The 23358-nt window shown below is 72.0% G+C and carries 26 protein-coding genes; 17 read left to right on the forward strand and 9 right to left on the reverse strand.

Annotated elements, in window-relative coordinates; genetic code table 11:
- Nucleotides 1-15: 15 nt before the first annotated feature.
- Together purQ and purS are read right to left on the reverse strand one after the other, a co-directional pair.
- Complete coding sequence (gene purQ, locus H7A73_RS03410; protein WP_027465024.1) at nucleotides 16-711, reverse strand: phosphoribosylformylglycinamidine synthase subunit PurQ; 696 nt, start codon at nucleotides 709-711, stop codon at nucleotides 16-18.
- Nucleotides 712-716: 5 nt separating this feature from the next.
- Nucleotides 717-968 (reverse strand): phosphoribosylformylglycinamidine synthase subunit PurS, encoded by a 252-nt coding sequence (gene purS, locus H7A73_RS03415; RefSeq protein ID WP_017886272.1) that lies wholly within the window; start codon nucleotides 966-968, stop codon nucleotides 717-719.
- Between the two features lie 178 nt (nucleotides 969-1146).
- Between purS and H7A73_RS03420 the strand changes: the two genes are divergently transcribed.
- Entirely contained in the window at nucleotides 1147-1755 is a 609-nt protein-coding gene (locus H7A73_RS03420; RefSeq protein WP_182064674.1) for a PadR family transcriptional regulator, read from the forward strand.
- On the forward strand, nucleotides 1752-3296 hold the full coding sequence (locus H7A73_RS03425; protein WP_182064675.1) for a DHA2 family efflux MFS transporter permease subunit: 1545 nt from the start codon (nucleotides 1752-1754) through the stop codon (nucleotides 3294-3296). The genes H7A73_RS03420 and H7A73_RS03425 overlap by 4 nt, the downstream gene beginning before the upstream one ends.
- Nucleotides 3297-3390: 94 nt before the next feature.
- On the opposite strand, the gene H7A73_RS03430 is transcribed toward H7A73_RS03425, so the two are convergent.
- Together H7A73_RS03430 and H7A73_RS03435 are read right to left on the reverse strand one after the other, a co-directional pair.
- Complete coding sequence (locus H7A73_RS03430; protein ID WP_182064676.1) at nucleotides 3391-4212, reverse strand: cytochrome c oxidase assembly protein; 822 nt, start codon at nucleotides 4210-4212, stop codon at nucleotides 3391-3393.
- 165 nt (nucleotides 4213-4377) lie between these two features.
- A complete protein-coding gene (locus tag H7A73_RS03435; RefSeq protein ID WP_182064677.1) occupies nucleotides 4378-5691 on the reverse strand; it encodes an acyltransferase family protein in 1314 nt (437 codons plus the stop codon).
- A 168-nt stretch (nucleotides 5692-5859) separates the two neighbouring features.
- On the opposite strand from H7A73_RS03435, the gene H7A73_RS03440 reads away from it, so the two are divergent.
- Nucleotides 5860-6324 carry a Fur family transcriptional regulator gene (locus H7A73_RS03440; protein WP_182064678.1) on the forward strand — a complete coding sequence of 155 codons (465 nt, stop codon included), beginning with the start codon at nucleotides 5860-5862 and terminating at the stop codon, nucleotides 6322-6324.
- A 95-nt stretch (nucleotides 6325-6419) separates the two neighbouring features.
- Nucleotides 6420-7937 carry a catalase gene (locus tag H7A73_RS03445; RefSeq protein WP_182064679.1) on the forward strand — a complete coding sequence of 506 codons (1518 nt, stop codon included), beginning with the start codon at nucleotides 6420-6422 and terminating at the stop codon, nucleotides 7935-7937.
- A gap of 79 nt (nucleotides 7938-8016) precedes the next feature.
- Here H7A73_RS03445 and H7A73_RS03450 read toward each other — a convergent pair whose 3' ends face one another.
- Nucleotides 8017-8583 (reverse strand): GNAT family N-acetyltransferase, encoded by a 567-nt coding sequence (locus H7A73_RS03450; protein ID WP_182064680.1) that lies wholly within the window; start codon nucleotides 8581-8583, stop codon nucleotides 8017-8019.
- 103 nt (nucleotides 8584-8686) lie between these two features.
- Between H7A73_RS03450 and H7A73_RS03455 the strand changes: the two genes are divergently transcribed.
- From H7A73_RS03455 to H7A73_RS03480, 6 genes are all read left to right on the forward strand, one after another.
- The gene (locus H7A73_RS03455) at nucleotides 8687-8971 is read left to right on the forward strand and encodes a hypothetical protein (protein ID WP_110858837.1); all 285 of its coding nucleotides are present in this window, start codon (nucleotides 8687-8689) and stop codon (nucleotides 8969-8971) included.
- A 43-nt stretch (nucleotides 8972-9014) separates the two neighbouring features.
- Nucleotides 9015-9578 (forward strand): hypothetical protein, encoded by a 564-nt coding sequence (locus tag H7A73_RS03460; protein ID WP_182064681.1) that lies wholly within the window; start codon nucleotides 9015-9017, stop codon nucleotides 9576-9578.
- Nucleotides 9578-10621: a peptidoglycan-binding domain-containing protein gene (locus tag H7A73_RS03465; RefSeq protein WP_182064682.1), complete on the forward strand. Its 1044-nt coding sequence runs from the start codon at nucleotides 9578-9580 to the stop codon at nucleotides 10619-10621. Before H7A73_RS03460 ends, H7A73_RS03465 begins: the two co-directional genes overlap by 1 nt.
- On the forward strand, nucleotides 10612-11214 hold the full coding sequence (locus H7A73_RS03470; protein ID WP_182064683.1) for an ATP-binding cassette domain-containing protein: 603 nt from the start codon (nucleotides 10612-10614) through the stop codon (nucleotides 11212-11214). Before H7A73_RS03465 ends, H7A73_RS03470 begins: the two co-directional genes overlap by 10 nt.
- Nucleotides 11211-12302, forward strand: a complete 1092-nt coding sequence (locus H7A73_RS03475) for a hypothetical protein (protein WP_182064684.1) — start codon at nucleotides 11211-11213, stop codon at nucleotides 12300-12302. Before H7A73_RS03470 ends, H7A73_RS03475 begins: the two co-directional genes overlap by 4 nt.
- 166 nt (nucleotides 12303-12468) lie before the next feature.
- A complete protein-coding gene (locus H7A73_RS03480; RefSeq protein ID WP_209133098.1) occupies nucleotides 12469-13353 on the forward strand; it encodes a VOC family protein in 885 nt (294 codons plus the stop codon).
- A 102-nt stretch (nucleotides 13354-13455) separates the two neighbouring features.
- Here H7A73_RS03480 and H7A73_RS03485 read toward each other — a convergent pair whose 3' ends face one another.
- Nucleotides 13456-14241: an SDR family oxidoreductase gene (locus H7A73_RS03485; protein WP_182064685.1), complete on the reverse strand. Its 786-nt coding sequence runs from the start codon at nucleotides 14239-14241 to the stop codon at nucleotides 13456-13458.
- A gap of 127 nt (nucleotides 14242-14368) precedes the next feature.
- On the opposite strand from H7A73_RS03485, the gene H7A73_RS18015 reads away from it, so the two are divergent.
- From H7A73_RS18015 to H7A73_RS03505, 5 genes are all read left to right on the forward strand, one after another.
- A complete protein-coding gene (locus tag H7A73_RS18015) occupies nucleotides 14369-14944 on the forward strand; it encodes a hypothetical protein (protein WP_247737337.1) in 576 nt (191 codons plus the stop codon).
- Nucleotides 14941-15588: a signal peptidase I gene (gene lepB, locus H7A73_RS03490; RefSeq protein WP_307804545.1), complete on the forward strand. Its 648-nt coding sequence runs from the start codon at nucleotides 14941-14943 to the stop codon at nucleotides 15586-15588. The genes H7A73_RS18015 and lepB overlap by 4 nt, the downstream gene beginning before the upstream one ends.
- Nucleotides 15585-16280, forward strand: a complete 696-nt coding sequence (locus H7A73_RS03495) for a hypothetical protein (RefSeq protein WP_182064687.1) — start codon at nucleotides 15585-15587, stop codon at nucleotides 16278-16280. Before lepB ends, H7A73_RS03495 begins: the two co-directional genes overlap by 4 nt.
- Nucleotides 16281-16340: 60 nt before the next feature.
- The gene (locus H7A73_RS03500) at nucleotides 16341-17072 is read left to right on the forward strand and encodes an alpha/beta fold hydrolase (RefSeq protein ID WP_182064688.1); all 732 of its coding nucleotides are present in this window, start codon (nucleotides 16341-16343) and stop codon (nucleotides 17070-17072) included.
- A gap of 81 nt (nucleotides 17073-17153) precedes the next feature.
- Entirely contained in the window at nucleotides 17154-18773 is a 1620-nt protein-coding gene (locus tag H7A73_RS03505; RefSeq protein ID WP_182064689.1) for an MFS transporter, read from the forward strand.
- 39 nt (nucleotides 18774-18812) lie between these two features.
- On the opposite strand, the gene H7A73_RS03510 is transcribed toward H7A73_RS03505, so the two are convergent.
- A complete protein-coding gene (locus H7A73_RS03510; protein ID WP_182064690.1) occupies nucleotides 18813-19130 on the reverse strand; it encodes a hypothetical protein in 318 nt (105 codons plus the stop codon).
- Between the two features lie 88 nt (nucleotides 19131-19218).
- Between H7A73_RS03510 and H7A73_RS03515 the strand changes: the two genes are divergently transcribed.
- The gene (locus H7A73_RS03515; protein WP_182064691.1) at nucleotides 19219-20442 is read left to right on the forward strand and encodes a PP2C family protein-serine/threonine phosphatase; all 1224 of its coding nucleotides are present in this window, start codon (nucleotides 19219-19221) and stop codon (nucleotides 20440-20442) included.
- 183 nt (nucleotides 20443-20625) lie between these two features.
- Here the strand turns inward: H7A73_RS03515 and H7A73_RS03520 are convergent, their stop codons facing one another.
- Both H7A73_RS03520 and purD read right to left on the reverse strand, forming a co-directional pair.
- Complete coding sequence (locus H7A73_RS03520) at nucleotides 20626-21495, reverse strand: phosphoribosylaminoimidazolesuccinocarboxamide synthase (RefSeq protein WP_182064692.1); 870 nt, start codon at nucleotides 21493-21495, stop codon at nucleotides 20626-20628.
- On the reverse strand, nucleotides 21492-22760 hold the full coding sequence (purD, locus tag H7A73_RS03525; protein WP_182064693.1) for a phosphoribosylamine--glycine ligase: 1269 nt from the start codon (nucleotides 22758-22760) through the stop codon (nucleotides 21492-21494). Before purD ends, H7A73_RS03520 begins: the two co-directional genes overlap by 4 nt.
- Before the next feature lie 57 nt (nucleotides 22761-22817).
- On the opposite strand from purD, the gene H7A73_RS03530 reads away from it, so the two are divergent.
- Nucleotides 22818-23189 carry a sterol carrier family protein gene (locus H7A73_RS03530; protein ID WP_111088729.1) on the forward strand — a complete coding sequence of 124 codons (372 nt, stop codon included), beginning with the start codon at nucleotides 22818-22820 and terminating at the stop codon, nucleotides 23187-23189.
- The last annotated feature ends 169 nt before the right edge of the window (nucleotides 23190-23358 follow it).

The following is a 23358-nucleotide window of genomic DNA, read 5'->3' on the forward strand; positions in this document are numbered from 1 at the left end:
TGTCGTTGTTCCCTGTCACTTGACGAGCGCGTGCTCGATCACGGAGGTGAAGAAGGTCAGGCCGTCGGTGCCCGAGGCCATCGCAGCGGGGGTGTCGGGGCCGAAGCCGGCCTCGGTCGCGTGCTCCGGGTGCGGCATGAGGCCGACGACGTTGCCGCGCTCGTTCGAGACGCCGGCGATGTCGTCGATGGAGCCGTTCGGGTTCACACCGACGTAGCGGAACACGACCTGGCCGTTGTCCTCGATGCGCTTGATGGTGTCGGCGTCCGCGACGAAGCGGCCGTCGGCGTTCTTCAGCGGGATGGTGATCTCCTGCTGGGCGCTGAAGCCGGAGGTCCAGGCGGTCGCGGTGGTCTCGACGCGGAGCTTCTGGTCGCGGCGGATGAACTGCTGGTGCGCGTTGCGGGTGTGCGCTCCGGGGACCAGACGGGCCTCGGCCAACATCTGGAAACCGTTGCAGATGCCGAGCACGGGCATGCCCTTGCCGGCGGCGTCGATGACCTCGGCCATGATCGGGGCCTTCGCGGCGATCGCGCCGGCGCGCAGGTAGTCGCCGTACGAGAACCCACCGGGCAGCACGATGGCGTCGACGCCCTGCAGGTCGTGGTCCCCGTGCCACAGGGCGACGGGGTCGGCGCCGGCGAGACGGACGGCGCGCTGGGCGTCGCGGTCGTCGAGCGAGCCGGGGAACGTGATGACGCCGATGCGCATCCGGGTCACTGGCCTTCGACGGTCACGGACACGACGTCCTCGATGACCGCGTTCGAGAAGACGTCGGCTGCGATGTCACGGACCTCGGCGAGCTTGGCGTCGTCGACGGGGCCGTCGACGGTCACCTCGAAGCGCTTACCGATGCGGACGTTGGTCAGGTCGGCCTTGCCGAGGCGGGCCAGGGCGTTGCCCACGGCCTTCCCCTGGGGGTCGAGGATCTCGGCCTTGGGCATGACCTCGACGACGATCGTTGGCACGTGTTCTCTCCAGCGCTTCAGGGGTGGGGGGACGCGACCAGTCTACGGGGCGCGCGCGACACGCCGGGACGGCCACGGGCCTCCTGGCTGGCCGTTGCTGTGCGGTTGCTCATGCATGTTCCAATGCGTATATTCCACTTCGAATAGTCAACAACGAACAAGCGGACTGGAGGCACGTGTGCCGTCGCTCACGCCACTCGCGTTCGCCGCGCTCGGGCTCCTGGCCGAGGGGCCGACGCATCCCTACGAGATGTTCCAGACGATGACGCACCGCCGGGACGGCCGGAACGTCAAGGTCCGGCCCGGCACCCTGTACCACCAGGTCGGCCGCCTGGTGGAGCTCGGCCTCGCCGAGGTCGTGGGGACCGACCGGGCGGGCAACCGCCCGGAACGCACCACCTACGCGATCACGGACGACGGGTGGACGGCCCTGCACGACGGGCTCGTCCGGCTGATCGCCGAACCGGCCGAGGAGTACCCCGTCTTCCACCTGGCCGTCGCCGAGATCGAGAACCTGTCGGTCGACGAGGCCGAGTCCGCCCTCCGGGCACGGGCCGTCGCACTCCAGGCCCAGCGCGACGAGGCGGACGAGATCCTCGGGGTCGTCCGTGCCAAGGACCTGCCCGAGCGGTACTGGCTCGACGTGTCGTACGTGCGTGCCATCCTCACGACGCAGATCGAGTGGCTCGTCGCCACGGCCGACCGGATCGCCGCCGGCCACATCTCCTGGGACGCCCCCGCCGCGTCCGAAGACACCACCACGAACAGCAAGGAAACCACTCGATGACCACCGTCACGCCTCCGCGGACGACCGAGAAGAAGCCGTGGCCCGCCCTGTGGGCACTCGTCGTCGGGTTCTTCATGATCCTCGTCGACTCGACCATCGTGTCGGTCGCCACCCCCACCATCGCCCAGGAGCTCGACGCGGACATCAACTCCGTGATCTGGGTGACGAGCGCCTACTTGCTCGCCTACGCCGTGCCGCTGCTCATCACCGGCCGGCTCGGTGACCGCTTCGGCCCGAAGGTCATGTACCAGATCGGCCTCGTGGTCTTCACGCTCGCCAGCCTGTGGTGCGGCCTGGCCGGCTCGATCGAGGTGCTGATCGTCGCCCGCGTCGTGCAGGGTCTCGGCGCAGCGATGATGAGCCCGCAGACCATGTCGGTCATCACGCGCATCTTCCCGCCGCAGAACCGCGGCGCAGCGATGGGTCTCTGGGGCGCCGTCGCCGGTGTCGCGTCGCTCGTCGGCCCGATCGTGGGCGGCCTGCTCGTCGACGGCTTCGGCTGGGAGTGGATCTTCTTCGTGAACGTCCCCGTCGGTGTCGTCGCGTTCGTGCTCGCGCAGCGCTTCGTGCCGTCGTTCGACCGGCACGGGCACCGCTTCGACTACCTGGGCATCGTGCTGAGCGCGGTCGGCCTGTTCCTGCTCGTCTTCGGCATCCAGGAGGGCGAGACCTACGACTGGGGCACCATCACGGGCCCGATCTCGGTCTGGTCGCTCATCATCGTCGGCCTCGTCGTGCTCGCCGGGTTCGTCGTCTGGCAGGGCGTGCAGAAGGGTGAGCCGCTGCTGCCGCTCGGCCTGTTCCGCGACCGCAACTTCACCCTGGCCAACGTCGCCATCACGGCCGTCGGTGTCGCGATCGCGTCGTTCGCCCTGCCGATCATGCTGTGGGCCCAGGACGTCCTGCGCTTCTCGCCCACCCAGGCCGCGCTGCTCCTCGTGCCGCAGGCCGTGCTGTCGGCGGCACTGGCCCCGATCGTCGGCAAGAACCTGAACCGCTGGAACCCGCGCTGGGTCGCCGCGTTCGGCCTCGCCTGCTTCTCGGCCGGCCTGTTCTGGTTCGGCGCCCTGCTGTCGAGCGGTGCCGAGTGGGGCTGGGTGCTCCTGCCGAGCGCGCTCCTCGGTCTCGCCAACGCCTGCATGTGGGGACCGCTGTCCGTCTCGGCGACGCGCAACCTGCCGCCGAAGCTGGCCGGTGCCGGCTCGGGCGTCTACAACACCACCCGCCAGATCGGTGCGGTGCTCGGTTCGGCCGGCATCGCCGCCCTGATGGAGGCCCGGATCACCGCGAACTTCCCGGCGTCGTCCGGTGGGGCCTCGGCCGGTGGTGCGGAGCAGCAGGTCGGCGCGCTGCCGGGCTTCCTGCTCGAGCCGTTCTCGAAGGCCATGGGTGAGTCGCTCTACCTGCCCGCGATCGTGCTCGTCGTGGCCATCGTCGCGGCGCTGTTCCTGGCGAAGCCGAAGCAGACCGTCGCGTGGCAGCAGACCGGCTCGGTGACCACGCAGCCCGACGCCGAGCCCGCCGGGGCCCCGTCGAAGTAGGGCACGAACGCACTTCGTGAGCAGCAATGGTCGGGTCGCCTTCGGGCACCCGACCATTGCTGCTCACGAAGTGGAACGAGGGGCGTCCCGACGCTCAGCCGCGGCGCCGCAGGTGCGCTCGGGTCAGCTCGTCCATCTGTTCGTCGGTCAGGGCGTCGACGGCCCGGGCCTCGCGGCGGTCGGTCCGCTGCCACCGGATGAACAGGGCGACGAGCACGGGGATGTCCGCCACCTCGGCGATGAACCACAGCAGGTCGCCCGCCAGGTGCTGGTCCTGCAGCGGCGACGGGTACCAGGCCCGCCCGACCACCGGCACGAGGGACCCGTCGAGCACGTGGTTCGTGATCCGCAGCACGATGCCCGGGACCGCGTCGACGACCAGCTCGACGAACGCCAGCAGGAACTCGGCCGTGGCGAACGTCGACGAGACGAGCACGCCGACCTCGGACAGTGGCGCGAGCAGGCCGAACCCCAGCGCCGGCACGGCCACGGTGAGGACAGCCGCCCATGCGGGGGACTCCCGGATCACCGCCGAGAACGGGGTGAGCAGGACGGCGAACAGCGCGAGCGCGACCAGCGGCGCGACGATCGCGTTGCCGAGCAGGCGCACCGGACGTGACCCCATGACCGCGTCGGCGACCTGCGCGAGGCGACCCGGGCCGCCGATCCGGAGCAGTGCGACGGGCGCACCGAGCGCGGCGAAGGTGGGGACCGCGAAGAACAGCAGGGCGGCCCGCAGGACGAAGGCCCAGCGCAACCGCTCGTCGTCGACGCCGACGATGCCGAACTGCAGGACGCCGAACAGCACGAGCGCCGTGGCGAAGGCGAGCGTGCGCCACCACGGCCAGCGGGCACCCCGCCGCGCCGCGCCGCCGACCCACCGGCAGTAGGCGACCGCGGCGACGACGAGGAGCACCGCCGCCAGGGGATCGAACCGCCAGGTGCTCCAGAACTCGGGTGTCGACGGCGTGGGGAGCCTCCTGGGGATCAGGCGGGCTCGTCCTCCGCGCCGCCGGAGCCATCCTCCGTCCGCCCGACGTCCGCCGGGGGTCCGGCTGGCCCCGGGACGGTGAGAACCGGTTCAGATCCGGGCGACCCCGCGTGCCGGGACGGTCCGCGACAGCAGCCAGACGCCCACCGGCACGGCCACTGCACCGACGAGCGCGACGCCGAACGACAGGTGCAGCTGCATCACGAGGAACGCCGGGCCGATCGTGCAGAAGGCGGCGAGCGCGACGACCGGCCACGACGGACGGTCGGCCGACGGCAACAGCCGGGGGAGCGGCCGGTCGAACCAGCGCAGAGCCCTGGCCACCCCGAGCGCGACGGCGAGCACCACCACGAGTGCGACGACCCGGGACGCCCACCACGGACCGGAACCCGGCGTCGGGAACGGCAGTCCGACGAGCAGGGCGACGCCGTTCAGCGCGATGAAGAGCGGCAGGTGCCACAGGTAGATGGTCATGCCGTCCCGGCCGAGCACGAACACTGCCCCGAGGGCGGCCCGGGTGCGCATCAGTCGGGAGAGCGGAGCGTGCACGAGCTGGACCAGGCAGGCCTGCGCGATCGCCAGGAACGCCAACGGGAGCATCGGCGGGTTGAGGTCCTGCAGCATGTCGGGTGCCCAGAGCCCGACCGAGGTCATCGGTACGAGCACGGCGTAGGCGGCGACGGCGATGCCCAGCAGGAGCACCTTCGACCGGCGAGCGAACCAGCCGTCGGCCCAGAGGAAGCCGAGCTGCTGCGCGAAGAGCCACACCGGCCCGAGGTTGAGCAGCCCGACCTCGGCGACACCGGTGGCCAGGCGGACGGCGTCGACCGCTCCGGCGAGCACGAGCAGCACGGCGAGGGTGGCCCAGGGTGCTCGTTCGTGCAGGCGCATCATCACGGGCACGCAGCACTGGGTGATGCCGTAGGCGGCCAGGAACCAGAGCGGCGAACCGATGCCGAACGCGACCTCGGCCAGGAGCTCCGGCGGCGTCCCCGCGGCCGTGGCGACCCCGAGCCCGAGCGCGAGGAACACGAACAGCGGCACCGCGGGCCGGAACAGCCGCACCAGTCGGGTGGCCAGGAAGTCGCGGGCGGGGCTCGGTGCGCCTCGGGCGACGGTGCTGCGCCAGCCGACGGCGCTCGCGAACCCGCCGACCACGAAGAACAGCGGCATCACCTGCCCGACCCAGGTGGCGGCGACGTACCAGGGGAGTTCCTGCAGCGGGCTCGTGACCCGCACCCCCTGGTCGTCGGCGGCGACGCCGACCATCGTGACGTGCACGATGACGACGAGGACGACGCAGGCCGTCCGGATGAGGTCGACGACCAGGTCCCGCTTCGCGATGATCCCCCGGACGTCCTCGGTGCTGTTCGCCTGTTCAGGCAGACCCTGGCTCGTGGGCATGTCCGGACGTTAGCGTGCGGATCGGTCGGTCCAGCGGCGTCCCAGCGGATCGCGACCGGATCGTGACACTTCGTATTCCGGTGGCGGCATGCGTCCTTCGATGGCCGGCAGCAGAAGCTCGTGTACAGTGAACACGTTGTCTTGATTCCTGCAAAAGAAAGGCTCAGCATGGACGCCGACGCCGATCTGCTCCGTTCCTCGGGGCTCCGGGTCACGACCCCGCGTCTCGCGGTGCTCCGCGCGACCGACTCGATGCCGCACGCCACCGCGGACGACATCGTCACCGCGCTCGCCGTGGAGTTGCCGACCACGAGTCACCAGGCCGTCTACGGCGTGCTGAACGCCCTGACCGGCGTCGGGCTCGTCCGCCGCATCGAACCGGCTGGCAGCCCCGCGCGGTACGAGCGCCGCACCGGTGACAACCACCACCACATCGTCTGCACCCTGTGCGGCGCCATCGAGGACGTCGACTGTGCGGTCGGCCACTCGCCCTGCCTGACGCCGTCCGAGACCCACGGCTTCGCGGTCACCACCGCGGAGGTCACCTACTGGGGCATCTGCGAGCGCTGCGCAGCGGCAGAGCGCGACGGTGTGGAGCACGACGACCCGGACGTCGCCCCCGCGCCCGCCTGACGGCGACCGCCCACCGCACCGGCCGCACGACGCGCCGGATCCCGAACCACCCGAGCACCCCTGACCGAACCAACGTCCCACCTCAAGGAGGAACCGTGTCCGACCAGAACACGCCGACCGGCACCCCGACCACCACGACCAACAGCGGCGCACCCGTCTCGAGCGACGAGCACTCGATGGGCGTCGGGGCCGACGGCCCCCTCGCGCTGCACGACCACTACCTGGTCGAGAAGCTCGCCCAGTTCAACCGCGAGCGTGTCCCGGAGCGGGTCGTGCACGCCAAGGGTGGCGGCGCCTTCGGTACCTTCACCGTCACGCAGGACGTCTCGCGCTTCACCCGAGCCGCGTTCCTGCAGCCCGGGCAGACCACCGAGATGCTCGCCCGGTTCTCGAGCGTCGCCGGTGAGCAGGGTTCCCCCGACACCTGGCGCGACCCCCGCGGCTTCGCGCTGAAGTTCTACACGACCGAGGGCAACTACGACCTGGTCGGCAACAACACCCCGGTGTTCTTCATCCGCGACGGCATCAAGTTCCCCGACTTCATCCGCTCGCAGAAGCGCCTGCCCGGTTCGCACCTGCGCGACCACGACATGCAGTGGGACTTCTGGACCCTGTCGCCCGAGTCGGCGCACCAGGTCACGTGGCTGATGGGCGACCGCGGCCTGCCGGCGAGCTGGCGCGAGATGGACGGTTTCGGCTCGCACACCTACCAGTGGATCAACGCCGAGGGCGAGCGCTTCTGGGTGAAGTACCACTTCATCACCGAGCAGGGCCACAAGACCCTGACGCAGGAGGACGCCGACCGCATCGCCGGCGAGGACGCGGACTTCCACATCCGCGACCTGCACGCCGCGATCGAGCGTCAGGACTTCCCGCGGTGGACCCTCAAGGTGCAGGTCATGCCCTACGAGGACGCCGCGACCTACCGCTTCAACCCGTTCGACCTGACGAAGGTGTGGCCGCACGCGGACTACCCCCTCATCGAGGTCGGCACGATGGAGCTCAACCGCAACCCGGAGAACTACTTCGCGCAGATCGAGCAGGCGACGTTCGCCCCCTCGAACTTCGTGCCCGGCATCGCGGCGAGCCCTGACAAGATGCTCCTGGCGCGCATCTTCAGCTACGCGGACGCCCACCGCTACCGTGTCGGCACGAACCACGCCCAGCTGCCGGTGAACGCCCCGAAGAACGAGGTCCACTCGTACTCGAAGGACGGCGGCATGCGCTTCGACTTCCAGAAGTCCGAGGTGCCGGTGTACGCGCCGAACTCGCTCGGTGGTGCGCACGCCGACCCGAACGCGACCGACGACGCCCCGGGCTGGGAGTCCGACGGTGCGCTGCAGCGTTCCGCCGCGACCCTGCACCCGGAGGACGACGACTTCGGCCAGGCCGGCACGCTCGTCCGTGAGGTCCTGGACGACGCCGCCCGTGAGCGCCTGGTCGGCAACATCGCCGGCCACGTCTCGAAGGTGACGCGCGACGACCTGCGCGAGCGCGTGTTCGCCTACTGGACGAACGTCGACGCCGACCTGGGTGCGCGCGTGCGCGCCGCGGTCACGCCGAGCGCGCCGGGCTCCAACGAGGATCCGGAGAAGGTCGCGGTCGAGGCGTAAGCCCCGCTCCACCACCTGACGGACGGGAGGCCCGGTACCAGCTGGTACCGGGCCTCCCGTCTGTCGGTCTGAAGCGGTTCTAGACCTGCTGGCCGTTCAGCCAGATCGGCCCAGCGGGCCAGTCCTCGAGCTGCGCTGCCACCGGCAGCGCCATCCAGCCGCCCTGCTCGGTGTTGCTGACGCCCGCGCCCTCGGCCGTGAACGCCGAGAAGGTGCCGACGGCCTCGGGGAACTCGTGCCAGCCGAGCTTCGCGTAGAACGGGATGCGGTCCTCGCCCGCGCCGAGGAACCCGAAGGGGACGCGGAGTCCCTCGAGGACCGCCGCGGTCCGGGTCATCAGCTCGCGGCCGACGCCGGTGCCCTGCAGGCGGGGTGCGACGGCGACCAGGCCGGTGTCGCCGACCAGGACGTCCTGTCCGCCGACGGAGATGTACATGCGGCGGATGCCGACGTGGGCCAGGACGACCCCGTCGGCGTCGTGCGCGAGCACCCGGCGTTCCGGCTGCATGCCGGACCAGCTCCGGCCGCCCACGTACCAGTGCGACCAGTCGGGGAAGGCCTGCCCGAGCAGCGCTGCGATCGCTTCGTGGTCGGGGAGCGACAGCGTGCTCTCCTCGACCACCTCCCACCGGATGTCGTCACTCACGCGTCCATCCTGCACGGATGTGGTGACGGTCGTTGCGTTCTCTCACTGACCGGTAATACGTTAACGGTGACATCAGGGTGATGTCGCAACGAAGGGGAGATCGATGTCGATCAAGAACGTCGTACTGGGTGCGGTCGTGCTGGGGAGTGTCGTGGGCGGCGGGATCGCGGTCGACACCGTGACGGCGCCGGAGGCGAGTGCTGCGACGTGCTGGCGGAAGGTGACGCAGAGCACGGGCTTCAACGAGTCGGGGTGTGGTCGCGCTCAGCACTTCAACCGTCTGCGGAGCGGGACGATGAAGTGGGGGAACGTGGTCGGTGGCAACAAGTGGTCCTACCAGGCTGCCTGCTGGACCAACATCGCCCAGTACGGCATGACCCGGGCCTGACGCGGTGATCCGGAACCGTGCGCGGGGAGCAACGGTCGTCGGGGTGATCGCCGCCGCGGCACTCGCTGGCTGCGCCTCCGCAGATGCTGCCCCCCGGGTCGTCGATCCGTCAGGCTTCTCCGACGCTGGGCCGTGGGCGGATGAGTTCGCGGAATCAGCCGCCGACACCAGCCCGTACCAGCGGCAGATCCTCTCGGACGGAACGATCTCGGCGCGGGAGGTCGCAGATGCGCAGGCCCGCATGAGCGCATGCATGCGAGATCTCGGCTACGACTACACGACAGCGGAGGACGGCACGTCCGAAGCGTCGCCGCTCCCCGGGCGGAAGGCTGAAGACGCCACGGCCATGAACGATTCGAAGTCGAAGTGCGCGAAGGACTTCGACAGCGACGTGACCTACCTGTTCAACGAGGTCCGGCGGAACCCGGAGAAGCAGGACGAGGCAACGATCACTGTCGCGTGCCTCCGTGCTGCGAAACTCGTCGACGACACGTACACCGAACGTGACTGGCGTGATCAGAACGACGACGGGAACTTCTCCTTCTCGCCGTGGGATCCCGCAGCCGTCCAGTGTCGGCTGGACCCCCTCGGCCTCTGGCGGCGCTGATGCGCTTCCCGTCTGCCGCACTCCTGGCGCTCGGGGCGATGGTGGTCGCGGCGGCGACGGCCGCCGCCATCGTGGTCGTTGTGCCGGCCGAGGTCCCGGCGGCACTCCGGACGGCGGCCCCCGCGAGCACCGTCCGGGTGACCGAACGCACCGATGCCGACGAACGACAGGTGCAGCTCGCACTCGACACCGGTGCCCCACGGGCGGTCGTGACGTCGCGGACCGGCACGGTGACGACGTCGACGTGCTCGACCGGGGCACCCGTGCGGAGCGGGGACGTCTTCGCGCAGGTCGACGGGCGGCCGGTGATCGCGCTCGCCAGTGACGAGCCGCTGTGGCGCGACCTCGAGCTCGGCGACAGCGGGGCCGACGTCACGGGGTTGCAGCGGGAACTCACGCGCCTCGGTGCCGGATTGAGCACCGACGGCGTCCTCGGCCCGGGCACGCTCCGCGCTGCGCAGCAGTTCCTGGTCGACCGAGGTGTCGACCGCGACGACCTGCCCGACGACGTCGTGCTGCGGGACCCGTTCGCATGGGTGCCAGCCGCCGAGAACATCGTCCTGGCGTGCGTGGCCGTCGTCGGGGCAGCGGTCGGCGCCGACGGTGTCCTCGTCGAACTCCCGGCCGAACTCCGCGGTGCGCGCATCGAGGCGCTCCCGGTCGATCCGGCGCCGGGGGAGCGCGTGCTGCGGATCGGGAATGCCGACGTCCCGATCGACACCGCAGGGGTGGTCTCCGCGCCGACGGACCTCGCTGCTATCACCGCCCTGCCGGAGTACGCGGCGACGGTCGCTTCGGCGGACGGCGCACCGACGGTGGCCGCGACCTGGACGCTCAGCCGCCCACGAACCGTCCAGGTGGTGCCACCGACGGCCCTCTGGGACCTCGTGGGCGCGCAGGCATGCGTGCAACCGACGACGGGGCGGTCACTCCGGGTCGAGGTGCTCGGATCGGAACTCGGGCAGTCGTTCGTCCGGGTGCCCGGCGGACGAACGCTCGACCGGATCCGTGCTGCGCCGGACCGGTCCAGCTCGTGTCGGTGACGCTCGAGGGCGTCGGGCACGTCTGGCCGAACGGCACCGTGCTGTTCGACCGCGTCGACCGCACCTTCGCCGAGGGGACCGTGACCGCGGTCGTCGGGCCGAGCGGTTCCGGCAAGTCCACGCTGCTCGCGATCCTCGCCGGGATGCTCCGTCCGACGCGCGGTGCCGCCGTCCGTCCGCCGGGCTGTCGGCCGCTCTGGGTCTTCCAGAACCCGCACGGGGTGGCCCGCCGCCGAGTGCTCGACCACGTCGCGTTGCCGTTCGTCGCCCAGGGCGCGGATCGTCGGACCGCGGACGTCCGCGCGCTCGGGGTCCTCGAGCGCTTCGGGCTCGGTTCGCGGGCGCACGCGCGATTCGCCGAACTGTCCGGTGGTGAGGCGCAACGCCTGATGCTCGCGCGCGCCATCGCCAGCGCGCCGGGTCTGATGCTGGTCGACGAGCCGACGGCGCAACTCGACCGAGCGGCCGCGATCGAGGTGAACCGTGGGATCGGTGCGCTCGCCGCGTCGGGGGCGGTCGTCGTCGTCGCCACGCACGACGACGCGAGCCGTGACGCCTGCGACGGAGTGCTCGACCTCGGGCGGTACCGATGAGCCCTCGCCGGATGCAGGTGACCGAGGTCTGGCGGGAGGCGTGGCGCGACATCGCTTCCGGAGCCTCGTGGGCAGCGACGTCCGCTGTCGTCCTCGCGGTGCTGCTCGGCGGTGTCGTGGGCCTGCGCGCCGTAGCGGTCGCCGATGACGTCCGAGCGGCTGCGGTGTTCGTCGCGAGCGGCGCGGCGACGACCGTCCAGCGGGCCGAGGGCCGGATCGACGGCCGCGTGTGCGATGCGCTCGTGGATACCGAAGGGGTCATCGCGTCTGGTGCGTTCCGGCGCCTCGACGCCGCCGTCGTCCCCGCCGCGCTGCCGGGCTCGGCGATCCCGACCTACGAGGTGACCGCCGGGGTGCGTGGTCTGCTCGGCGGCTCCGATGCCGACGGCACCGCGGGAGTGATCGTCTCGCCCACGGTGCACGAGACCCTGGGTCTTGCTGCCGGCGATCGCCTCGTGACGGCGGGCGGTGCGGGCACCGGAGTCGCCGGCGTGTACGACTACCCCGACGACGGCCGGGACCCCGACCTGGAGTACGCGGTCCTCGCGCCGACGGTCGACGACGGGTCGCCGTTCGACGCCTGCTGGGCGACGGTGTGGCCGCAGCGCGACGACACGGTCTCGATGCTCCGGCGCACCGTCCTGCCGGCGAGCGGGGCCGAGGGCGAAGACCGACCGACCGCCGGGCAGCTCAACCCGACGCTGGGCGCGGTCTTCACGCCCGCGGCGCGGCAGCCAGTGCTCGTCCCGTTCGGTGCAGCGGCCCTCGTGGGGCTGACGATCGGCGGGGCAGCGGTCGCACGGCGTCGGCTCGCCCTGGCCTCCGATCGGCACGTCGGGGTACCGCGGAGTGCGCAGGTCCTCGGCGTCGTCCTGCAGCACCTGGTCTGGGCATCGGTCGGGGCTGTGGTCGCGACGAGCGTCGCGGTGGTGTCGGTGCGTGGCCTCGAGGTCGACGATGCGCTGCCGATCGTGCGCGAGGCAATCGCGATCGCGTCCCTCGGGCTCGCGGGCGCGCTGCTCGGTGGGGCGCTCGCCGCGGCCGCGATCCGCGAGCGCGCGCTCCACCGCTACTTCCGCTCCCGCTGACCGCGGCCGGAGGGGCGGACACGCACCGGGCCTCCCGTCGCCTGCGCGCCCCCGTTCGCCGAAGCGACAGATCGCCGCGAACCGTTCGCAGCGATCTGTCGCTTTGGCACAGGCGATCGACGCCCATTTGGTTGACGCGTCAACTAAATGGGCGCACACTGGTGCCATGCACACGCAGGACCTCCTCGCCGCCGACACCGGGATGGGTGCCGTCACCCTCCGCGTCGCGAACCTCGACCGGATGATCGGCTACTACCGCGACGGCGTCCAGCTCTCGCTGCTCTCGAACGACGGCAGCGTCGCCGTCCTCGGGCGACCGGGCGCCGGTGGCCTGGCGGTGCCGATCGTGATCCTCGAGCACGCGCCGTCCATGCAGCACGCCAGCCCGCACGACGCCGGCCTGTTCCACACCGCGATCCTGTTCGACACGAGGGCCGACCTGGCCGCCGCGCTGTACTCGGTCGCAACGAAGTTCCCGCAGACCTTCACCGGCAGCGCCGACCACCTGGTGAGCAACGCGTTCTACTTCACCGATCCCGAGGGCAACGGCGTCGAGCTGTACTGGGACCGTGACCGCACCGAGTGGTCGTGGACGCACGGCATGGTCGACATGGACACGAAGTACGTCGACCCGAACGCGTTCCTGCAGGAGCACCTGACGCAAGACGCCCTGGACACCGCCGCGGAACGCCCGGGCAAGGTCGGCCACGTGCACCTGTCCGTCGGCGACGTCGACGCCGCACGCTCCTTCTACGTGGACACCCTCGGCTTCGAGACCACCGCCGGCTTCGGCGACGCCCTGTTCGTCAGCGCCGGCGGGTACCACCACCACATGGCGATGAACACCTGGAACTCACGTGGGGCCGGGCGCCGCCAGCTCGCGCTCGGGCTGGGACTCGTGCGGATCGAGGTGCCCGGGTCGGACGACCTCGGTGCCCTCGTCACACGCATGCACGACACCGGGGTGCAGACCGCCGACGACGGCCGGACGGTCGCGTTCGAGGACCCTTGGGCGAACCGCATCGAGGTGACCGCGCCCGGTCGCGGCTGACGAGCGGGTCGCGAGGGGCCGAGTCTCGGGTTGAGCGACACTCCTCGCGCCCGCAGCCCCGAGAAGTGTCGCTGACCCCGAGACTCGGCGCCGGCTGACAGGTCAGGCGCGGTTCGAGATCCCGCCGTCGGACGTCAGCAGCTGCCCGTTCACCCAGGCGCCCTGTTCCGAGCAGAGGAACCCGACGAGCGCGGCGGTGTCCGACGGGCGTCCGAGCCGGCCGAGCGGCGTGCCCTCGACGGCCCACCCCTTGACCTCGTCGGACATCCAGCCGGTGTCGTTCGGACCCGGGTTCACCACGTTGGCGCTGACGCCGAGGCTGCCGAGCTCCTTCGCGGCGCCGAACACGATCCGGTCGAGCGCCCCCTTCGACGCCCCGTACGGCAGGTTGTACGCGATGTGGTCGCTCGTCAGGGCGACGATCCGGCGTCGGTCGCGCGGAGCGGCGTCCCCGGCGCGCTCGAGCCCGGCCGCGTAGGCCTGCACGAGCAGGAACGGCGCGCGGGCGTTCACGGCGAAGTGGCGGTCCCACGACTGGACCGTGGTGGTGCGCAGGTCGGAGTCGACGGACTCGCAGTGCGACATGACGAGCGCGGTGACGGGCGCGCCGGCTTCCGCCTCGGCGCGGTCGACGAGTGCGGCCGCCTGCTCCGGGTCCTCCAGGTCGACCGGGAGGCGCGTCACCCGTGCTCCCGCCGCCTCGCACTCCTGCACCACCGACTCGACCCCGTCCGGGTCCGCCCCGCCGCTCACGCGGTCGTCGTACGGCCCCCACCACGAGATGGCGAGGTCCCAGCCGTCGGTCGCCAGCCGGGTGGCGAGCGCTGCACCGATGCCGGCTCTGCGGCCCACCCCGGTCACCAGGGCGAGTGGTCGTGCGGACGTCATGCGTGCCTCCTGTCCGGCGCTCCGTCGCACCGATCGGCACCCAGTCTGCCGGAACCGGCCGCCCGCGTGAGCATCGCAGCCGGTGTCCTGTCGGCGGACGGCCGACCGCGGGGGCCAAGATGGACGGATGTCACGCACACGACGGCCCTCCCGACCGGGGCGCGGACCCCGCGGCGGTCGCCCCGACCCCCGCGACCTGCCGCTCGAGCACGTCCGCGACCGGATGTCGTCGTACATCTACGGCAACATCACGGTGCTCGCCGTCGCGATTGCGGTGAACCCGGAGCAGATCCATCACGGCGCCGCGGTGGCGACCGTCCTGGCGACCGCGGTGCTCACGTACCTGGCCCACGTGCTCGCGCACCTGGTCGCGCACGGGCTCGGCGACGACGGCGAGGATTCCGCCGAGGACCGCGCTGCGCGCCGCGACTCGGTCGCGACGATCGTCCGGAACGCCAACCCGATCGCGACCTCCGGGCTGATCCCGGCGGTCCTCTACGCGGCTGCATGGGTCGGGTGGCTGCCGGCGGAGTGGGCGCAGATCGCGGCGACGGCGATCCTGGTCGTGCGCATCGGGCTGGTGGGCGTGTTCATGCAGCGGTTCAGCGGGAAGCAGCCCACGTTCCTCGGACTGTGGGGCGGCATCGTGCTGGCCGCGGTGGCGTTCGTGATCGGCCTCGTCAAGGTGGTGCTGACGCATTGAGCGACACGCACCCCCACGCCGAACCGCACGCCGAACCCGCCGCCGAGAGCGAGCCGGAGCGCGGGGGCCTCCGGTTCCTGCGCGACCTCGTCATCATCGTCGTCGTGGCGCTGCTGGCGTCCTTCCTGGTCAAGGCGTACCTGGTCCGTTCGTTCTACATCCCCTCGGCCTCGATGCAGAACACGCTGCTCGTCGGAGACCGGGTGCTCGTCAACGAGCTCGTGCCCGGGGTGGTGCCGCTGCAGCGTGGTGACGTCGTGGTGTTCCAGGACCCCGGCGGCTGGCTCGGCATGGGCCAGGGCGACGACCTGATCAAACGGGTCATCGGCCTGCCGGGTGACACGGTGTCGTGCTGCGACGCCGAGGGCCGCCTGTCGGTGAACGGGCACGCGGTCGACGAGCCCTACGTCGTGCTCGAACGCGGGTCGGACCGTGTCGCCGGGAAGGACTTCGAGATCACCGTGCCGGAGGGGCGCATCTGGGTGATGGGCGACAACCGGTACGACTCCGCCGACTCACGCGTGCACGGCACCGTGCCGGTCGACGACGTCGTCGGGCGCGCCTTCGTGACCACGTGGCCCGTCTCGCGGTGGTCGGTGCTGTCCCGGTACGGCGACGAGTGGGACCGGGTCCCGACGCCGTGACCGAGGACGACCAGGGCTTCGACTACGAGACCGGCGGGGACGACGACCTGTCGATCCACCGGATCGCGGCGCCGGGCAAGCGGTCGGGCACGATCGGTCCGCGCCCCGACCACGTCGTGTTCTGGCTCGCGGACGGCCGGGCCAGCCTGACCGCTGACGACGGCGAGCGCTGGGAGGTCGGCGCGGAGCAGCCGATGATGCTCTCGGCGTCCGTCGCGTACGGCTTCGAGACCGACGCGACCGCCACGACGCTCCTGCACCTGTCGCCGTCGCTGCTCGGCGACACGGGGGAGTCCTCGGTGTTCCAGCAGCCGGACGCGGCCGATCCCGCACTCGAACCGCTGCGGGCACTGCTTCGCGAGGCATCCGGACGCGTCCTCGACCCCGCCCTGCCCGCCGACGACCGTGCGGCGCTGAACCGGCGGATCGCGACCGTCGTCCTGTCGACCTTCGCCCGGTCGCGATCGGACGTCGCGGACCGGATGCGGCGGGCGATCGGCTTCGTCCACGACAAGGGGGCCCCGGCGGGGACCCCGTCGCTGTGCCACCGCCCGGCAGGGGGACCCCGGCACGGTGTGTCCGACCGTCCGGCCGCACCGCGCGTCGCACCCGGCGCTCCCGGAGCGTGCAGTCGGCGGGGTGACGGGCAACGACAGGGACACGACGGCGCAGCGCACCCAGCCCTAGCGTGACGACGCCGGGAACCCCGGCCCCCGCACCACCCCAGACGTTCGTCACGAAGGAGACCTGCAATGGCTGCACCCACCATCGTCCTCGTCCACGGCGCGTTCGCCGACTCCGCCAGCTGGGCGCCCGTCACCCGCGAGCTGCTCGACCGCGGCCACACGGTCCTCGTCCCGCCGGTCTACAACCGCAGCCTCGCCGAGGACGCCGCCTCGATCCGCGCCGTCGCCGAGCACGTCGACGGGCCGGTCGTCCTCGCCGGGCACTCGTACGGCGGGGCCGTGATCACCGTCGCCGGCGAGGCCGAGAACGTCGTCGGACTCGTCTACGTCTCCGGCTACGTGCTCGAGGTCGGCGAGAGCCTCGGGCAGCTGCAGGGTGGGTTCCCGGACTCCGACCTCGCCGCGAACCTGGTGTACACGCCGTACCCGGTCGCCGGCGGCGAGGACGGCACCGACGTCTCCGTCGCGATCGACGCGTTCCCGCAGGTGTTCGCCGCCGGGGTCGACCCGCGTGTCGCCGAGGTGCTCGCCGTCTCGCAGCGCCCGCTCTCCGGCGCGGCCTTCGGCGAGCCGGCGTCCGCCGCCGCGTGGAAGACGACCCCGGCGTGGGCGATCGTCTCGTCCGACGACCACACCATCAACCCCGAGGTCGAGCGATTCGGCTACTCCCGCGCCGGCATCGCCGACGTGACCGAGCTCGCCGCCCCGCACCTCGTCATGCAGACCCACCCGAAGGACGTCGCCGACGTCATCGAGCGCGCCGTCGCCGCGACCGGCGCGACCGAGGCCGCAGCCTGACGCAACCACCCCAGGAGGCGCGGTGTGCGCCCGACGCGCACCGCGCCTCCAGGATGTCCCCGTCCCACCGCAGGAGGCGACGTGACCACGGAACGCACCACCCCAGCACCCCGCGGCGGCGCCCTGGCGCCGCTCGCGATCCCGGTCTTCCGCGCCCTGTGGATCGCGGTGCTGGTGAGCAACATCGGCAGTTGGATGCAGACCGTCGGTGCGCAGTGGTTGCTCGTCGACGAGCACGCCGCGCCCGTCGTCGTCGCCCTCGTGCAGACCGCGTCGAGCCTGCCGGTGCTGCTCGTCGGGATCCCCGCCGGGGTGATCGGCGAGTTCGTCGACCGGCGGCGGCTGCTCATCGGGGTGCAGGCGTTCCAGGTGGTCGTCGGCGTCGTGATGACCGTGCTGACCGCGACCGGCGACATGACCCCGGCGCTCCTGCTCACCGTCACGTTCCTGCTCGGTACCGCCTCGGCACTCCAGCTGCCCGCGTACCAGGCGCTCGTGCCCGAGATCGTGCCGCGCGCCGCGATCACCGACGCCGCGGCGCTCAGCTCCGTCGGCGTCAACGTCGCCCGCGCGATCGGACCGGCGCTCGCCGGGGTGGTGATCGCGCAGCTCGGCGTGCCGTTCGTGTTCGCCGCCAACGCGCTGTCGTTCGCGCTCTTCCTGGTGGTGCTCGTCGCCTGGCGCGGCTACCAGCGCCCCGAGACGCGGGCCGAACCGTTCATCGACGCGACCCGTGCCGGGCTGCGGTACGTCCTGCACGCGGCGGTCGTCCGCCGACTGCTCGTGCAGCTCGCCGTCTTCATGGTGCCCGCGAACGCGCTGTGGGCACTCCTGCCGCTCGTCGCCGACGGCTCGCTCGGCCTGTCCTCCGGCGGGTACGGACTGCTGCTCGCCGCCGTCGGCATCGGGTCGGTCGGCGGGGCGTTCCTGATGCCGGCGGTCCGCGCGCGGCTCGGCATCGGCCGCACGGTCGGCATCGCCTCGGTGGTGTTCGGCGTCTGTACCGCGGTCGTCGCGCTCGTCCCCGTGCTGGTGGTCGTGCTCGTCGCGCTGCTGGTCGGCGGCGTGGCCTGGATCGCCGTGGTGACGACACTGAACGGCACCGTGCAGGCGTTCCTGCCCGCCTGGGTCCGCACGCGCGGGCTCGCCGCCTACCAGCTCGTGCTCTTCGGCTGCACGGCGATCGGTGCGGCGCTCGCCGGCGCGGTCGCCACGCCGCTCGGGGTGACGGGGGTGCTCGCCGGAGCCGGTGTCGTGACCGCGCTCAGCGCCGCGCTGCTGCTCGTGTCAGGGTTCCCGGTGCTCACCGACCGGCAGCGCGCCGTGACGCCGATGCCGTTCGGCGACGAGGTGTTCGTGGCGGACGACCACGGCGCGGCGACGGGGGAGACCCTCGTCCTGCTGCACTGGACGGTGCCGACGGATGCGGTCGACGAGTTCCGGGCGCGTGCCGAGCGGCTCGGGCGGAGCCGTCGGCGGACCGGCGCCCGTGACTGGAACCTGTACCGGGACGCGGCGTCCGGGCCGGACGCCTGGGTGGAGGCGTTCCGGGTGGGGTCGTGGCAGGAGCACGTCGACCAGCACGAGGTCCGGCAGACCGGGGACGACGCGCGGACCCTGCAGTCGGTGCGCGAGGTCGCGGGCGAGCCGCGGGTGGAGCACCTGGTGGCGGAGGGGGCCGGCAGCCCGTCGTCGGGGTGACGGGCGGGGGTCAGCGGCCGGTCGTGGTGGCGGGTGGTGTCAGCAGCCCGTCGTGGTCAGGGTGACCGTCGCGACCGTGCCGTCGGACACCTTGGTCGTCTGCGGACAGAGGTCGCCGGCGCGGACCGTGACCTGGCCGAGGGGGACACCCGCGAAGTCGGCCGTGCCGCCCGGGAACACCCGCTGGTGCTCGGAGAGCTTGCCGGTCGAGGCGAACACCTTGACCTCGTAGGGGTGGTCGGCGGCGTTCGACGACACCGTGACCGACACCTGGCCGGTGGCGTCGTGGGCGCCACAGCCGGCGAGGGCCAGGAGCGCGGCCACGCCGAGGACGGTTGCGGGGACGACTCGGAGCACGACGACCAGGGTACGCCGCCGCGCCCGAGGAACTGCGCCCTCCGGACTGGGGCCAGGCCCTGTCCGTTCAGCGCGTTACCGTGGGAGCATGCAGCCGGAAACCGCGACGTCCGTGCCCGCGCCGACCGGGGTCGATGCCGTCCGGCGAGCGGCCCTGATCGCGGCACTCGACCTGGTCGACGGTGGCGTCGAGGAACGGTTCGAACGGATCACCCGGATCGCGCGTGAGACCCTCGGGGTCTCCGGTTCGTTCCTGAACCTGGCCGGCGAGACCACGCTGACGATCAAGTCGCAGCAGAGCGACGCGGCCTTCGGCCCGGTCATCCCGCTGCAGGACACCTTCTGCGGACGGACCCTGGGCCAGCAGGGGCCCGTGGTGGTCCCCGATGCCCGGGTGGACGCCCGGTACGCGGACCTGCCGATGGTGGTCGGCGACCCGAACGTCCGGTTCTACGCCGGTGTCGGACTCCGTGCCGGCGACGACGACCTGAAGATCGGCACGCTCTGCCTGATCGACCCCGAGCCGCGCACCCTCGACGCCGGCGAGCTCGAGCTGCTGCAGGAACTCGGCATCTGGGCGGAGCGCGAACTGCTCGCCGGAGCCGACGAGGACCGCCTGCGCACCGTGCTCAGGGGCCTGCAGCCGGCCGAGGTGCAGGTTCCCGGGTACCGGATCACGGGCATGTCCATCCCGCACGGGCTCGTCTCCGGCGACTTCCACGACTGGCACCGGTCCGGCGAAGACTCGATCCACCTGACCGTGTCGGACGTCATGGGCAAGGGGATGTCCGCCGGGCTCCTCGCTGCGAACATCCGCGGAGGGCTGCTCGCCCGCGGCGACCAGGACCCGGGCACCGCCGTCGCCGAGCTCGAGGCGCAGGTCGCCCCCGAGCTCAGCCGTGCCGAGTCCTTCGCGACGATGTTCCACGGCCGACTGACCCCGTCCACCGGGCGGCTCGACTTCGCCGACGCCGGGCACGGGCTCGTGCTGCAGCTCCGTGACGACGGGGCCGAGCGGATCCTGCGGTCGTCGGACCTGCCGATCGGGCTCCACCCCGCAGGGATGCCCCGCGCGGCCGGGTCGCTCGTGCTCCGGCCCGGTGACGTGCTCATCGTCGTGACCGACGGCGCGCTCGAGCTCTGGGACTCCACGCTCGCGGCGCTGTCGGAGCTCGGGGCCCTGTACCGGGAGTCCCCGGACGTCGAGACGTTCCTGCAGCGGGTGCGCGCACGCGTCGCCGAGCACGACCCGGGCGACGACCTGACCGTCGTCGTGGTGGCGCGGGACGCCGTCGAGGCGCTCGAGGCCTGAGCGGTCGAGCGGTCGAGAACCGTCTGCGGGCGTCGCGCGCCGAGTGGTCGCGACCTGTCGTGCGTGGGCGGCCGAGTGGTCACGGACTGTCGGTTGGCGGGGCAGCGGGCGACGGTTCGTGACCGGTCGCCGGACCTGGGCGGGGTGTCGTGACCGCTGGCCGGGCGCCGGGCGAAAGGGGTGTCAGGCGCCCAGGCGCTCGATCAGCTCGGCGTAGCGCGCAGCCGTGCGCTCGACTATCTCGTCCGGCAGCACCGGTGGCGTGCCCTGACGGTCCCAGTGCGCGCTGAGCCAGTCCCGCACGATCTGCTTGTCGAACGAGTCGGTGCGGTCGGCGGAGCGGGCGTCCCAGTAGCGGCTGGAGTCGCTCGTCAGGACCTCGTCGGCGATGCGGATCCGGCCGGTGGCGTCCTGCCCGAACTCGAACTTCGTGTCCGCGATCACCACGTCCCGTTCGAGGGCGATGGCCGCGGCCTCGGTGTAGACGTGCAGCGAGAGCTCGCGCAGGGTGGCCGCGGTCTCGGCACCGACCAGGTCGACGGTCTGCTCGTACGAGATGTTCTCGTCGTGCTCGCCCTGGGCTGCCTTGTACGCCGGCGTGTAGATCGGTTCCGGCAGGCGGTCACCGTTGGACAGCCCGGCGGGGAGTGGGACGCCGCACACGCTGCCGGTCTCCTGGTACTCGGCCCAGCCACTGCCGACCAAGTACCCGCGCACGACGCACTCGACGGGGAACATCCTCAGCGGCATGACGTGCATCGACCGTGCCTCCACCTCGGCGGGTACCGGGGTACCACCGGAGGACGGGCCGATGATGTGGTTCGGGACGTCGCTCAGCTGGGTGAACCAGAACCGCGACAGGCGGGTCAGCAGTTCGCCCTTGCCCGGGATCGGCGGCTCGAGCGCGAAGTCGTACGCGCTGACCCGGTCCGAGGCGACGAGCAGCAGCTCGGACGCGCTCGCCAGGTCGGCGGTGCCCTCGGGCACGTAGAGCTCGCGCACCTTGCCGGACGAGACGTGCCGCCAGCCGGCGATCGGGGCGGCGGCGGTCACTTCGCGACCTTCGCGGCGATGTCGGTGCGGAACTGTGCGCCGTCGAGCGTGATGTCCCCGAGCCCGGCGTAGGCACGCTCGCGGGCCTGGGCGAAGTCCGACCCGGTCGCCACGACGCTGAGCACCCGGCCACCCGTGGCCACGAGCGTGTCGTCGAGGACGCCGGTGGCGGCGTGCGCGACCGAGACGCCGTCGCGGGCGTTCGCGTCGTCGATGCCGGTGATCGGTCGACCGGTCTGCGGGTTCTCCGGGTAGCCCTCGCTCGCCAGGACGACGGTCACGGCGACCTCGTCGTGGAACACGGGTGCGGGCACCGCGCCGAGCTGCCCGGTGGCGGCGGCCAGCAGGAGCTCGCTGAGCGGCGTGGCCAGGCGGGGGAGCACGACCTGCGTCTCCGGGTCGCCGAAGCGAGCGTTGAACTCGATCACACGGACGCCTTGCTCGGTGACGATGAGGCCGCAGTACAGGAGCCCGACGAACGGCGTGCCCTCGTGCTCGAGGCGGCGGACGGTCGGCAGCGCGACGAGCTCCGTGACCTCGTCGACGAAGGCCTGCTCGGACGGCCAGCGGTCGGCGAGCCACGGCAGCGGCGAGTACGCGCCCATGCCGCCGGTGTTCGGTCCGAGGTCACCGTCGGCCAGGCGCTTGTAGTCCTGCGCGGGGCTGAGCGCGCGGACGTCGTGCCCGTCGCTCAGGAAGAACAACGAGACCTCTTCGCCGTCGAGGAACTCCTCGACCACGACGTGTCCGTGCTGGAGCCAGTAGGTGGCGTGGTCGATCGCGGCCTGGCGGTCGTCGGTCACGAGCACGCCCTTGCCTGCGGCGAGCCCGTCGGCCTTGACCACGTACGGGGCGCCGAGCTCGTCGATCGCGGCGACGGCTTCGTCCGCCGTGCCCGCGTAGACCGGACGCCCGGTGGGCACACCGGCCTCGCCCATGATCCGCTTGGCGAACGCCTTCGAGCCCTCGAGCTGCGCGGCGGCCTTGCCCGGCCCGAACACCGGGATGCCGCGGGTGCGCACCGGGTCGGCCACACCGGCGATGAGCGGGGCCTCGGGGCCGACGACGACGAGCTCGACGTCGTTCTCGATCGCGTACTCGGCGACGAGCGCGCCGTTCGTGGGGTCGAGGGAGACGGTCTCGACGTCGGCGGCGATGCCGGCGTTGCCGGGCGCTGCCGTGATGACGTGACCCGCATGCTCAGCGAGGAGGGCCGTGATGATCGCGTGCTCGCGGGCACCGGAACCGAGGACGAGGATTCGCACCCGATCACCCTACCCAGCCCGACTCGCCGCCCGCGATGCGAGGGCTAGCCTGTGGAGATGCCACCCAGGAGGATCGAGGACGCCGACGGGCGCGCGGCACTTGCTGCCGTGCGTCGTGGGGAGACGGCTCGACCGGCCGTCGCGACCGCGGTGCGGTGGACGTTGCAGTGCCTGGCGGACGAGGTCCCGGGCAACAGCGTCGAGGTGCGGGTGCCGCCGTTCGCCGCTGTCCAGGCCGTGCCCGGACCCCGGCACACCCGTGGCACGCCGCCGAACGTGGTCGAGACCGATGCCACCACGTGGCTGGCACTCTCGTCCGGCGAGCTGACCTGGGCCGAGGCGGTCGCGCAGTCGCGCGTCAGTGCCTCGGGCTCGCGCGCCGACCTGACGGCGTTCCTGCCGGTCCGGCTGCCCGCCCCCGGCGCCTGACCCGGCGAATCGCCGGCACCGGGCCGCACGTGGCGGGGTCATCCGCGGAGAAGCCCCGCGCGAATTAGGTAGTCCCTACCGATGCGCCCGCATCGACCCGGTTCCTAAGCTTGAAGTCGCCGGGATTCGGACCCGACCCGAACGGGTCCGAACCCGGCGACAGGCACCA

Origin of the sequence: Curtobacterium sp. ME12, assembly GCF_903970855.1 — a bacterium.
Taxonomy (GTDB): Bacteria; Actinomycetota; Actinomycetes; order Actinomycetales; family Microbacteriaceae; genus Curtobacterium; species Curtobacterium poinsettiae_A.